The organism is Companilactobacillus mishanensis (genome assembly GCF_003946505.1).
Taxonomy (GTDB): domain Bacteria; phylum Bacillota; class Bacilli; order Lactobacillales; family Lactobacillaceae; genus Companilactobacillus; species Companilactobacillus mishanensis.
Window position 1 is genome coordinate 191,193 of the sequence record NZ_RHON01000005.1, and the last position, 12,677, is coordinate 203,869.

Genomic DNA, 12,677 nt, shown 5'->3' on the forward strand with positions numbered 1-12,677 from the left:
CTTTACGGTACAAAAAAAGACGCTAAACAGCGTCCTAAACAGTATCTTATTGTTTAAGAAAGTACGCTATTGTAGAAATTAAGTCAAAGCCAAATTACACACTTATTTTGTATAATTTTGATTTTCAACTTAATTTCTCAACGGCTGCACTCCCTTTCTGGTTATATATCATAAATGAAATTAACAAATTATTTAATAGTTGTCAACTTATTTTAAATCATCTTCACCGACTAATTCAACATCAGCCTGCAATTGATGCAGTTTCCAGACTACACGATCATAGCCACGGAGAATATTTTCTGCATTCTCAATAACAGTTGTGCCATGAGCCAACAGACCGGCAATCATCAAACAAGCACCTGCACGAATCTCTTCAGCTGAAACAGTTGCCCCAGACAATTGAGAACCACCATGAACAAAGATAAGATCATTTTCACTTGAAATATCTCCGCCCATTTTCTGAAGTTCTGAAATATGCTTGATACGCTTTGGATAAATCGTATCAATTATCATCGCTTCACCTTGTGCTTGCAATAACAATGGCGTTATTGGCTGTTGTAGATCAGTAGCAAATCCGGGATATGGCATGGTTTTAATGTTAACTGCTCTAATATCTGGAGATGGTTTGACATAAATACTGTCTTCACCAATTTCCAAATTAACGTTCATCTCATCGAGTTTTGCAATAAATGCATCCAAATGTTCACTGATGATATTATTGATCAAAATGTCGCCACCATTTGCTGCAGCCAAACTCAGATACGTTCCGGCTTCAATTCTGTCCGGAATGATCGTATGTGAGTTATTTGATCGAAGTTGATCGACACCTTCGATACGGATAGTTTCCGTACCAACTCCACGGATTATTGCACCCATGTTGTTTAAAAATGTGGCTAAATCAATTATCTCTGGCTCTTTAGCAGCATTTTCAATGACGGTCGTTCCCTTAGCTTTAACAGCCGCAAGAATAACATTTATTGTGGCTCCAACAGATACCATATCTAAGAAAATTTTGGCACCTTTCAATCCATCAGCAGGAGAAGTAATGATAATTTGTCCCTGCTTATTTTCAACATGCGCACCAAGGGCTTCAAAGCCTTTGATATGTTGATCGATCGGACGTGGACCAATGTCATCCCCACCAGGGAAACCAACGACAGCTTTACCGAATCTTCCCAACATTGCGCCCATAAAGTAATAAGAAGCACGAAGACTGCTCACCTTACCACTTGGTAATTCAGCAAAATGTATTTTTGTAGGATCGATTTTCAAAACGTCATTTTTGACTTCTGAGGTCACATTCATATCTAACAAGATCGAACGTAGGTTATTTACATCTCTGATTTGTGGAACTGAATCCAGTACAACTGGCGTATCAGATAAGATTGCAGCAGGAATAAGCGCAACTGTACTATTTTTTGCGCCCCCTATTGTTACTTCACCTGATAATTTCTTTCCACCATTAATTACAAGTTTTTGCATAAGTTTTTCCCTAACTATTTTTAACTACTTCTACAAATAGAAGTAAATGACTGTTACATGTTTTCTTCAGCAAGTCCACTAGCAGCACCAATAAAGGCTTTGAACAATCCTTCAGGCTTTGTAGGTCTTGATAAGAATTCTGGGTGATATTGTGCAGCAACATGGAATTTGTTTTCAGGAATTTCAATGATTTCAACCAAATGGTTGTCTGGTGATACCCCTGAGAATACTAATCCATGATCTTCAAATTGTTTACGATATGTATTGTTAAATTCATATCTGTGTCTGTGTCTTTCTTGGATAACTGATTGATTATCATAAGCTGCGGCTGTCTTTGTTCCTGGCTTCAACTTACATGGATATGCTCCTAATCGTAGTGTACCACCACGGTTCTCAATATCCTTCTGATCTGCCATCAAATCAATGATTTTGTTATCGCCATCAGGATCAACTTCACCAGTAGTTGCATCTTTGATTCCGACAACGTTTCTAGCAAATTCAATACTTGCCATTTGCATACCAAGACAAATACCTAGATAAGGCACATCGTTTTCACGTGCATATTTGATAGTAGTGATCATGCCTTCCAAACCACGACTACCAAAACCACCTGGTACAAGAATACCATCTGAGTCTTTCAAAAGTTCAGCAACGTTATCTTCAGTAATTTCATCGGCTGAAATTTTTTCTAACTCGATATCTGTATTATATACGTATCCAGCCGCATTTAGTGCTTCTGTAACTGAAATATAAGCATCTTGTAACTTTGTATATTTACCAACTAATGTAATTTTAGTCTTATGCTTCAAACTGTGTACGCGGTCAACTAACTTTTGCCAGTCTGTCATATCTGCAGGCTTTGTATCCAACTTCAAATAACGACAAACGATTTCGTCAAAGTTTTGAGCACGTAAGTTCATTGGAACATCATAAAGTGAACTTGCATCACGTGATTCAATAACAGCTTCAGAATCAACATCACAGAAAGATGCAATCTTGTCTTTCATATTTTGTGGCATTGGTTTTTCAGTACGAACAACCAAGATATTTGGTTGAATACCAATTCCACGAAGTTCCTTAACACTGTGTTGTGTTGGCTTAGTTTTCATCTCACCAGCAGCTTTTAGATATGGAACTAAAGTCGTATGAATATAAATGACATTTTCAGAACCAACATCTGCTTTCATTTGACGTAATGCTTCAAGGAATGGTGTAGATTCAATATCACCAACCGTACCACCGATTTCAGTGATAACTACGTCTGAATCTGTAGTAGATGCAGCACGCATTATTTTTTGTTTGATCATATCTGTAATATGTGGAATTACTTGAACAGTTGCTCCGTTGTAGTCACCACGACGTTCACGACGGATAACCTCTGAATAAATCTTACCTGTAGTAACGTTTGAATATTTGTTCAAATCGTTATCGATAAATCTTTCGTAGTGTCCCAAATCAAGGTCAGTTTCTGTACCATCATTTGTTACATAAACCTCTCCGTGTTGATATGGACTCATTGTTCCTGGATCCACATTAATGTATGGATCGAATTTTTGCATTGTGACTTCAAGTCCACGATTCTTTAGCAATCTACCAAGAGATGCGGCCACAATTCCTTTTCCTAAAGATGAAACAACTCCACCTGTAATAAAAATATACTTCGTCATAGCTTTCCTCCACATATTCAACTAGGGATTTCCTACCAAAAATAAAAAAGTCCCCTATTCATACTGAACAGGGAACCTTGTAATTAGTCTATCTAATAGAGCCCAAACAATATAATACTGTTTCATAGCCCAATCGTCAAACCTTTAATCTGAAAAATTTTATTTGTTGTCATCTGAATCAGAATCGTCAGCGTCATCATCGTCTTCGTCGTCGTCATCATCTTCGTCAGATAAGTCGATATCTGTGTCATCATCATCTGCATCGAACTCAGTTAATTGACCCTCAATACCATCATCTAAGCCGGTATCTTCAGCATCATCGTCATCGTCGTCATCAACAGATAAGTCAGTATTTGTGAATTTAGAAAGATCTGGACCATTGTCTTCACCAGACTCTTCGTCATCATCCATATCATTTACATCTAAGTCAGCATCGTCATCGTAATCAACAACGTCATCGTCTTCTTCATCATCACTTAAGAAGGCATTAACCTTTTGAGCTGCCTTATGTGTATTTTCGGTACCGTTATCCTCAGGATGATTAACTTCCTCATCAACTGAATCAAATGGATACCATTTACGTAATCCCCAAACATTTTCACCAAGTGAAAGGAAACTACCATCGTTATTCATATCAGTATAAAACTGAGGTAAATAAGCTTTGATTTCATCATCAGATTTTCCTAGGTATGTTTGAAGTTCATTAACTATATCAGAGAAGTTCATTGCTTCTTTTTTATTCTCATTGAGAATCTCATAAGCTACTTCAATCATAGATAGTTCATTTTTATTTTGATTCTTGAATTTTTCAAGTTTCAAACGGGTACACGTCCTTTCACAGCGTCTTACTACATATAATATATATTTAAGCGCTAAAAATCAATCTAAACTTGTAATTGCCTACTATATTATTATCATAAATCAGGTCATAATCAATATTTATTTTCCCAACTAATGGCTTACTTTGAATTTCTACTAAAGAATCTTTGGTATATGTAGTCATGTTCATGACTCCATATTCGGTGTGAAGCCTGCCCTCACTATGTTTCTTGTTCGTAAAGTAAAGCATTGACTCAATATTGGCAGACTTGGCACTCCGCTTCAAATGAATTTCGCCTTTTTCAGTAATTTTTACTAAAATAGAAGCATGTTCACCATCTTCAAGACTTTCATCAAATCTCAAGTAATCGGCATTTCCCATTCTGGTGAATTTGCCTGGCTCGCTGATCTTTGTATGAGTCATCTCTCCAGCTTGAAAAATGCTCATGTTTAAGTCAACGTTTACATTTGTAGTATTATTTTCCAATATTAATACCCCCGCATGATAAAATTAATACATCAGACTATTTTAAAGAAGTGATCACGTGAATAAACAAATATTATTATACAATCAAAAAATCAATTCGTCTCAAGAGATGCTTGATCCATTTGCTGATACAGGTGCGATTCTCCAATTTGTTTCTGAGGAAAAAATCCCTGTAGCTCATTTTTGGAATACCAATCCAACAATCATTTTAGGATTGCAGGATCAAAGACTAAGCAACCTGTCCGGAGGACTCAAGCTGTTAGAAGATGAAAACTATATCTACTATCTTAGAAACTCCGGTGGATTAAGTGTCGTTTCTGATCCAGATATTCTCAATTTCACACTTTTTCTTTCCAATAAAGACAATATCACAATTGATGAAGCATATGAAAAAATGCATCAAATAATGCAAAAAGCTTTTTCAGATAAGATTGAAACTGGAATTATCGAGCATTCATATTGTCCTGGTACTTTTGATCTAAGTATAGACGGTAAAAAACTAGCCGGAATTTCTCAACGTAGGTCTGGTGATGCCGTCGCAATCATGGCCTATATCAGTGTTACGGGGAACCAAAAGTATCGCTCACAGCTAATGAAAGACTTCTATGAAATCAGTGATTACCCAATTAGTGAAAAAATTGGTTTTCCAAAAATAGACGTTCATTGTATGGAAAACTTAGATGTATTAACTGGACAAGACTTAACTGTTGAACTTGCTCAAGAAAAAATCATTGCAGCATTGCAAGATGACGGATTCAGCATTGATCGTGAAAATTTCAATATTGTCCAAAAATCAGCACCATATGAAGAAGCTTACACCAAGACCTTTGAAGATTTAGTTTACAAGAATAAAAAACTATTAGGAGACAACAATGACTTATAACATTCAAAAACTACCTCGTGAAAAAGTATTCCGTGATCCCATCCATAACTATATTCATGTTCAACATAAAGTTATTTTAGATTTGATCAACACTCGTGAATTCCAACGTCTCCGCCGAGTTAAACAACTTGGAACTTCATCTTTCACATTCCAAGGCGCTGAGCATTCAAGATTTACACATTGTATGGGAGTCTACGAAATCACTAGATTGATCTGTGACAATTTCAAACGTAACTATCCTTCACAGTCACCTAACGATGGACTCTGGGACGACAACGAGAGAATCGTTGCTTTGTGTGCCGCATTATTACATGACCTTGGACATGGTCCCTATTCACATGCGTTCGAACACATCTTCAACACTGACCATGAACAGTGGACTCAGACAATCATCACATCCCCTGAAACTGAGATCAACCAAGTACTCAGACAAGTTTCACCAGAATTTCCAGAAAAAGTCGCTAGTGTTATCGCTAAGACTTACAAAAACGCTCAAGTTGTCCAAATGATATCCAGCCAAATCGATGCTGACCGTATGGACTATCTACTTCGCGACGCCTACTTTACAGGAACAAAATATGGCATGTTTGATTTAACAAGGATCCTCCGTGTAATGCGTCCTTATCAAGGTGGTATAGCTTTTGATGCTAACGGAATGCATGCCGTTGAAGATTACGTCCTATCCCGTTTTCAAATGTATCAACAAGTTTATTTTCATCCTGTATCTCGTGGAATGGAAGTTGTTTTAACTAAGTTATTGCGTCGTGCCAAAGACCTCTACGAGCACAATCAAATGAACGGTTTCGAAATGCCTAGTCTGCTAGTTCCATTCTTTGAAAACACCGTTACGACCGAAGACTATCTTTCACTTGATGATGGGATTTTGAATACCTACTTCACATTGTGGTTAGGATATCCAGATGAAATTCTCAAAGATTTATCGTATCGATTTCTAAATCGTAAACCTTTCAAATCAGCTCAATACACTGAAGAAAGTGAATACAAATTACCTGAACTGGCAAACATCGTCGAAGCAGCTGGTTTTGACAAATCTTATTACACTTCAACTAATACTAGTTACGACCTTCCATACGATGTTTACAATCCTCGTGAACATAAGAGCAGAACGCAAATCGAAATTATGCAAAATGATGGTTCATTAATTGAACTTTCAACATTGAGCACCCTTGTGAATGCATTAACTGGTAAAAATCTAGGTGACGAACGCTTTTATTTTCCAAAAGCCATGCTTCAAGAACATCCAGATGACATTTTCAGCGAGGAATACATTAAATTTCAGAAACATATTTACAACGATATGATTATTTAACAATATCTAGTCCTCTTTTAAAAAATATCGGTTTTTCGAATAAAAACGCTTTCAAACTTTCACAAATTTTACTATTATATATATAGAACATTTTCCCGAGGAGGAACTTTCATGAAAGAATTTTCAAATGAAACTAGAGCCAAAAATTTACAAGCAATGCAAAATGAGGAATTGGATCTGCTTGTTATCGGTGGAGGTATTACAGGTAGTGGTATCACTCTTGATGCACAATCTCGTGGTATTCAAACCGGATTAGTTGAAATGCGTGACTTTGCCTCAGGTACATCAAGTCGTTCAACTAAGTTAGTTCACGGTGGACTACGTTATTTAGCACAATTTGCGCTTAAAGAAGTTCACGAAGTTGGTAGTGAACGTGCAATTGTTTACAACAACGCACCTCAAATTACAACTCCGTTGAAAATGATGCTACCATTCTATGCCGGTGGTACATACGGACCATTCACAACCTCAGTTGGTCTTGATGTTTATGATCGTCTTGCACAAGTTAAAAAATCAGAACGTAAAATCATGCTTGAACCAAACGAAACAATCGACAGAGAACCTTACGTAAAAGCTGAAGGATTATTAGGTTCAGGTGTTTATGTTGAATACAGAACAGACGATGCTCGTTTAACTCTTGAAGTTGCTAAGAAAGCTAGTGAATTAGGTGCCCTAATTGCTAACTATACTAAAGTTACTGGTTTACTTTACGATGAAAACCACAAAGTATGCGGTGTTAAATTTGTTGATGTTCAATCAGGTGAAACTGGTGAAATTCACGCTAAAAAAGTTGTTAACTCATGTGGTCCTTGGGTTGATGAAATCCGTGATATGGATGGTTCAAACAAAGGTAAACATCTACATCTTACAAAGGGTGTTCACTTGGTTATCGACAATGCTAAGTTCCCTATTTCAAACTCACTATTCTTCGATACACCATTCCATGATGGCCGTATGATGTTTGCCATTCCTCGTGAAGGCAAAACATACATCGGTACAACAGATACAACATGGGAGGAAGATCCAAAGGAACCAAACATTACAGTCGCTGATGTTACATACATCCTAGCTGCTGCTAACCAAATGTTTGAACTTCCACAAAAACTTACACCAGATGATGTTGAATCAGGTTGGTCAGGAGTTCGTCCACTTATCCAAGAAGAAGGAAAATCACCTTCAGAAATTTCACGTAAAGATGAAATTTTCCAATCAGATACAGGACTACTTTCAATCGCCGGTGGTAAATTAACTGGTTATCGTAAGATGGCTGAAAAAATTGTTGACCGTGTTGGTGAACAATTAGCAGCCGAAACAGACTACACATTCGAAGGACAACAAACAGAACACCTATTACTTTCAGGTGGAGATGTTGGTGGTGACGAAGGTTGGTCATCATACTTCGATAAGATGGTTCACGAAGGAATCGTAAATTACGATCTTGAACGTGAAGATGCTGAAAAACTAGTTCAAAGATATGGTTCAAATGTTGCTGACATTTATGAACTATTGCCAGATGGAGAAGAAAAAGATGGACTTCCACGTGTTGACTGGGCAATGTTGAACTACGGTTTGAAAGCAGAAATGGTAGAACACCCAATCGATTACTTACTACGTCGTAGTAGCCAAATGCTATTTAACATCAATCATATGAATGAAGTTAAAGATGCAGTCATCGATTACATGGCAGATTACTATAACTGGGATGAAGCCACAAAGAAATCAATGACGGACGAAGTAAATACTAAACTAGCACTTACAGATCTACATGAAATCAAAGACGCATATGCAGCACATGAAGCTTAAAGCAGAGCGTTAAAAACAGCGAAAAAAAGCCTGGACATAGCCTAGACATTGGAATTACCAACGAAGTTGGTGAGGCCAGTGTCGTAGCTATGACCAGGCTTTTGCTGTTTTTAGCGCGTTTTAGAAGCAAAAAGAGAGTGTGGAGAGCCACGGTCTGATTCCTGTCATAACCTAGGCAGCGTAATTGCCAACGCAGTTGGCAAGGACGTTGACGTAGTTATGTAAAGGAATCAATGGCTCGCATAATTCAGAGTGTGGAGAGCCACGATCTGGTTCCTGTCATAACCTAGGCAGCGTAATTGCCAACGTAGTTGGCGAGGACGTTGGCGTAGTTATGTAAAGGAATCAGTGGCTTGCAACACGTTTAAGCAAAACTAGAGTGTAGACGCTTTTGACTTTTACGCACAAAACCTATCCCACAAACAACAAAATAACAGGAAGCAGCATTAACAAAATCAATACAACAATAATTCCCCAAAGAACATACCTATTAGTTTTATTCGGATACTTCTTTTCATTTTTCTTACCCAGAACATAAGCTGTGATTCCAAAAACAACATAGGCAACCAATTGCCAGCCTTTACTGATGATTCCATAGTTTCCTAAGGTCAGGATGCCAATCATCAAAACAACCGCAATCACTGGATAAACAATTCGAGTGTCTTTAAACATAACGTCGCTCCCCTTACTCTATAATTACCAAAATCATCTCATATAATCAAAAAAATCACAGCAAAAAAAAACGACATCCCTCGATGTCGTCACAAAATCCGATAAATTCTAACGTCCGATAAGTACGTCGGTAGCTTTGACCCATTGGTCAGTTGAAACACGATACATAATTTCACCATTAACAGTCTTTCTTTGATCTGTTACGTAAGTTACACCTTTTGGCAATGTTCCAACCACTGCACCTGTAGAATCATATAATGATGCTGGATTTGTAGCTTGGACCAAAGTTCTACCAATTGGATTGATAAATGTTACGTCGGCTGGTTTTACCCATTCATTTGTTGATACACGATAAAGAACTGGTTTGCCTTCTGACATATACATACGGTCGGCGATCCAATATGAACCTGCTGAAAGTGTTCTGCCAGTGGATGTTCCTTTATCGTTATAGATGGCAATATCACCGTTTGTTTGAACTTCCCCGTTGATGACTTGGTAAGAACCATTATAATAACCATCAGAATCATATTGATTATTGGTGCTTACATTATTGTTGTCAGCTGTAGCGAAAACTTGAGTAGTTGTCATTGCACCAAGGCTTAGAGCTACTGCTCCAGCAAAAATAATTTTTGTAAGTTTCATTTTTTGCAACCCCTTTAATAAATATTTTGCTTTATATTATTAATATAACATTTTTTAGCATACTATAATTGCATTAATGTTAAATTATTTAGTCAAGTCTTTAATTTTTTATAAATTATAGTAAAGTAGATGCATTAATGGATTGAAATAAGCAAAGGAGATATGTAAATGTTAAAGGAATTCCAAGAGTTCATTTCTCGTGGTAGTGTTGTTGACTTAGCTGTCGGTGTTATTATTGGTGCCGCATTTAATAGTCTGGTATCAGCTTTGACCACCTACATACTAAATCCTTTAATTGGTCTGATAATTGGTCGTATTGACCTAACTGATATGAAATTCACAGCTTGGGGGGCTACTTTCCTGATAGGTGATTTCATTAATGCAATTATCAACTTCTTAATCATCATGTTTGTTATCTTTATTATTGTTAGATTAATGAACAAAATGCGTCGTGATGGTACACGTAGTAAATTCGATAACGTTGAAGAGACTGATCCTCAACTTGAATACTTACAGCAAATTCGTGATTTGATGAGATATCAAGCACAACAACAACAGAACAATAACCGCAATAATCAAAATAATCGATAAAAAAAGATTGGGAAAATTCCCAATCTTTTTTATTGCCATTCTAATCCGACGTTATTCTCCTGTGCTTTCTTATAAATTCTATCTGCAGTAATTAAATCTTGTGCTGCGATACCAACAGTTTTAAAGAAAATGATTTCTTGATCATTCTCCCTACCCTTAACTTTGCCTGAAACGACCTCTCCTAGGTCACCAGCAAACTTATCTTTAGTAATCGTCTTATCCTTCAAAGGTATCAATAGATCTCCTGATTCGGACAATACGGCCTCTTCTGAGTCGAAATAAATCTTTGATGCGTGGGATACTAGTTCTGAAGGTGTCTCTTGCATGTCCGGTTGAAAAGAACCAACTCCACAAACAGTTGCACCAGCTTTTACCTTATTTCCATCAAAAACAGGTTTTTTCGATGGTGTCACAGTTATTATGACATCTGCCTTTTCAACTGCTTCATCAGATGTTTCCACAGCTATAATATTGGTTTTATATTTGGCCAACTTCTTAGACATCTTTTCCACAAAATTCTTCGCACGTTCAAAATTTAAATCATTGACTCTAACTGTTTCCAGATCTCTTGCAGCTAACATCGCCTCCAACTGAGTTTCAGCTTGGCCGCCAGTACCTATCAAAGCGCCATCTGAGACAGATTCCTTGGCAAGTAAATCAATAGCGGCACCAGATGCAGCACCAGTTCTCAATTGAGTAATATAATTTCCGTCAATCATTGCATCTATCAACCCAGTTTCAGTATTCATCACCATGACTTGTGCATTAATAGATGGTAATCCCTTGTCGATATTTTTAGGAAACATGTTCAAAATTTTTACGCTAGATGTGTTTTGCTCTCCACAATAAGCCGGCATACACAGGAAATCCCCATTTCCATCATCTGTTGGTAATTGTGTTCTCAATGGCACATCGATTTTTCCTTCTGAAAACAGTTTAAAAGCATCTTTATCAGCTTGAATTGCATCATCCATCGTGAAAAAGCCTTCAACCATGGCTCTAGAAAGTAATAACATTTCAGTCCCTCGATTTCTTTTTGATGACTTAATTGTATCATGTGAGCGTTTTCTTGAAAGTTGAGATTTACTGTAGCATTATTTCAATTACACAATTGATCCTCCAACGCAAAAAAGAATGATATCACCAATGGATACCATCCTTTTCTAATAACCCGTGGAATTCCACGCTCTGATTTAAACGCGTTGCTTTCCACAACTTCCTCCGCATAACAAAAATTCTGATATCCATACAACGGATATCAGAATTTCGTGTTATTGCTCAGAAGTAACCCGTGGAATTCCACGCTCTGATTATTGTCTATTTACGCGTTTGAATCGTGTATCGAACAATGGACTTACTGGTTCATTGTTGTGGACACGTTCGATTGCATCTCCAAGTAGTGGTCCGACTGATACTTGAACCATACGATCAATAATACGTTCTTTTGGTAAGTTGATTGAATCTGTTACGATCAACTTTTTGATTGGTGATGCTTCAATTCTTTCAACTGCTGGGCCAGAAAGAATCGGATGTGTACAACTTGCATATACTTCAGTTGCACCAGCATCGATCAATGCTTGAGATGCCAGAGTAATTGTTCCAGCTGTATCGATCATATCATCGATGATGATTGCTCTCTTGCCTTTTACGTTACCAATAATGTTCATAACTTCGGCAACATTGGCACGTGGACGACGTTTGTCAATGATGGCAATTGGTGTCTTCAAGAATTCAGCCAATTTTCTAGCACGTGTAACACCACCATGATCAGGTGACACCACAACAGCATTTTCTTCCAAATGATTTGATAAGAAATAGTCTGCCAATAATGGTGCACCCATCAAATGGTCAACTGGAATATCAAAGAATCCTTGAATTTGAGCAGCATGCAAGTCTAATGCAAGCACACGGTTAACGCCGGCACGTTGTAACATATTAGCTACTAACTTAGCTGTAATTGGTTCACGTGAACGTGATTTACGGTCTTGTCTTGCGTAACCGTAATAAGGGATAACTACACTGATAACATGAGCTGAAGCTCGTTTAAGGGCATCAACCATGATCAATAGTTCCATCAAGTTATCATTAACTGGTGCTGATGTTGATTGAATCAAGAATACATCAGCTCCACGAATACTTTCTTCAATGTTAATTTGGATCTCACCATCACTAAAACGTGTAACAGAAGATTTACCAAGTGGAATTCCCACTTCTTTAGCAATTTTTTCTGCCAATGGTTTGTTTGAATTTAATGCAAAAATTTTGAGCGGACGTTCATTATTATTATATGCCATTAATATC

At 37.3% G+C, this 12,677-nt stretch carries 12 protein-coding genes; 4 read left to right on the plus strand and 8 right to left on the minus strand.

Going from position 1 to position 12,677, the window contains the following annotated elements:
• Window positions 1–207: 207 nt before the first annotated feature.
• From EKM63_RS07595 to EKM63_RS07610, 4 genes are all read right to left on the minus strand, one after another.
• Window positions 208–1,482 (minus strand): UDP-N-acetylglucosamine 1-carboxyvinyltransferase, encoded by a 1,275-nt coding sequence (locus EKM63_RS07595; protein ID WP_125705306.1) that lies wholly within the window; start codon window positions 1,480–1,482, stop codon window positions 208–210.
• 53 nt (window positions 1,483–1,535) lie between these two features.
• Window positions 1,536–3,149 (minus strand): CTP synthase, encoded by a 1,614-nt coding sequence (locus EKM63_RS07600; RefSeq protein ID WP_125705308.1) that lies wholly within the window; start codon window positions 3,147–3,149, stop codon window positions 1,536–1,538.
• Window positions 3,150–3,308: 159 nt separating this feature from the next.
• Entirely contained in the window at window positions 3,309–3,968 is a 660-nt protein-coding gene (gene rpoE / locus EKM63_RS07605; protein ID WP_125705310.1) for a DNA-directed RNA polymerase subunit delta, read from the minus strand.
• Window positions 3,969–4,014: 46 nt separating this feature from the next.
• On the minus strand, window positions 4,015–4,455 hold the full coding sequence (locus EKM63_RS07610) for a DUF1934 domain-containing protein (protein ID WP_125705312.1): 441 nt from the start codon (window positions 4,453–4,455) through the stop codon (window positions 4,015–4,017).
• A 58-nt stretch (window positions 4,456–4,513) separates the two neighbouring features.
• Here EKM63_RS07610 and EKM63_RS07615 point away from each other — a divergent pair, with 58 nt between their 5' ends.
• The 3 genes from EKM63_RS07615 (at window position 4,514) to EKM63_RS07625 (ending at window position 8,471) form a co-directional block, all read left to right on the plus strand.
• Entirely contained in the window at window positions 4,514–5,338 is an 825-nt protein-coding gene (locus EKM63_RS07615) for a lipoate--protein ligase family protein (protein WP_125705314.1), read from the plus strand.
• Complete coding sequence (locus tag EKM63_RS07620) at window positions 5,328–6,668, plus strand: HD domain-containing protein (RefSeq protein ID WP_125705319.1); 1,341 nt, start codon at window positions 5,328–5,330, stop codon at window positions 6,666–6,668. The genes EKM63_RS07615 and EKM63_RS07620 overlap by 11 nt, the downstream gene beginning before the upstream one ends.
• Before the next feature lie 111 nt (window positions 6,669–6,779).
• A complete protein-coding gene (locus tag EKM63_RS07625; RefSeq protein WP_125705321.1) occupies window positions 6,780–8,471 on the plus strand; it encodes a glycerol-3-phosphate dehydrogenase/oxidase in 1,692 nt (563 codons plus the stop codon).
• A 411-nt stretch (window positions 8,472–8,882) separates the two neighbouring features.
• Here the strand turns inward: EKM63_RS07625 and EKM63_RS07630 are convergent, their stop codons facing one another.
• On the minus strand, window positions 8,883–9,143 hold the full coding sequence (locus EKM63_RS07630; protein WP_125705323.1) for a hypothetical protein: 261 nt from the start codon (window positions 9,141–9,143) through the stop codon (window positions 8,883–8,885).
• Window positions 9,144–9,251: 108 nt separating this feature from the next.
• On the minus strand, window positions 9,252–9,785 hold the full coding sequence (locus EKM63_RS07635; protein ID WP_125705325.1) for an SLAP domain-containing protein: 534 nt from the start codon (window positions 9,783–9,785) through the stop codon (window positions 9,252–9,254).
• 168 nt (window positions 9,786–9,953) lie between these two features.
• On the opposite strand from EKM63_RS07635, the gene mscL reads away from it, so the two are divergent.
• The gene (mscL, locus tag EKM63_RS07640; protein ID WP_125705327.1) at window positions 9,954–10,376 is read left to right on the plus strand and encodes a large conductance mechanosensitive channel protein MscL; all 423 of its coding nucleotides are present in this window, start codon (window positions 9,954–9,956) and stop codon (window positions 10,374–10,376) included.
• A 29-nt stretch (window positions 10,377–10,405) separates the two neighbouring features.
• Here mscL and EKM63_RS07645 read toward each other — a convergent pair whose 3' ends face one another.
• On the minus strand, window positions 10,406–11,392 hold the full coding sequence (locus EKM63_RS07645; RefSeq protein ID WP_125705329.1) for an ornithine cyclodeaminase family protein: 987 nt from the start codon (window positions 11,390–11,392) through the stop codon (window positions 10,406–10,408).
• A gap of 294 nt (window positions 11,393–11,686) precedes the next feature.
• Window positions 11,687–12,670, minus strand: coding sequence for a ribose-phosphate diphosphokinase (locus EKM63_RS07650; protein WP_125705331.1), 984 nt, complete (start codon window positions 12,668–12,670; stop codon window positions 11,687–11,689).
• Between the last annotated feature and the right edge of the window lie 7 nt (window positions 12,671–12,677).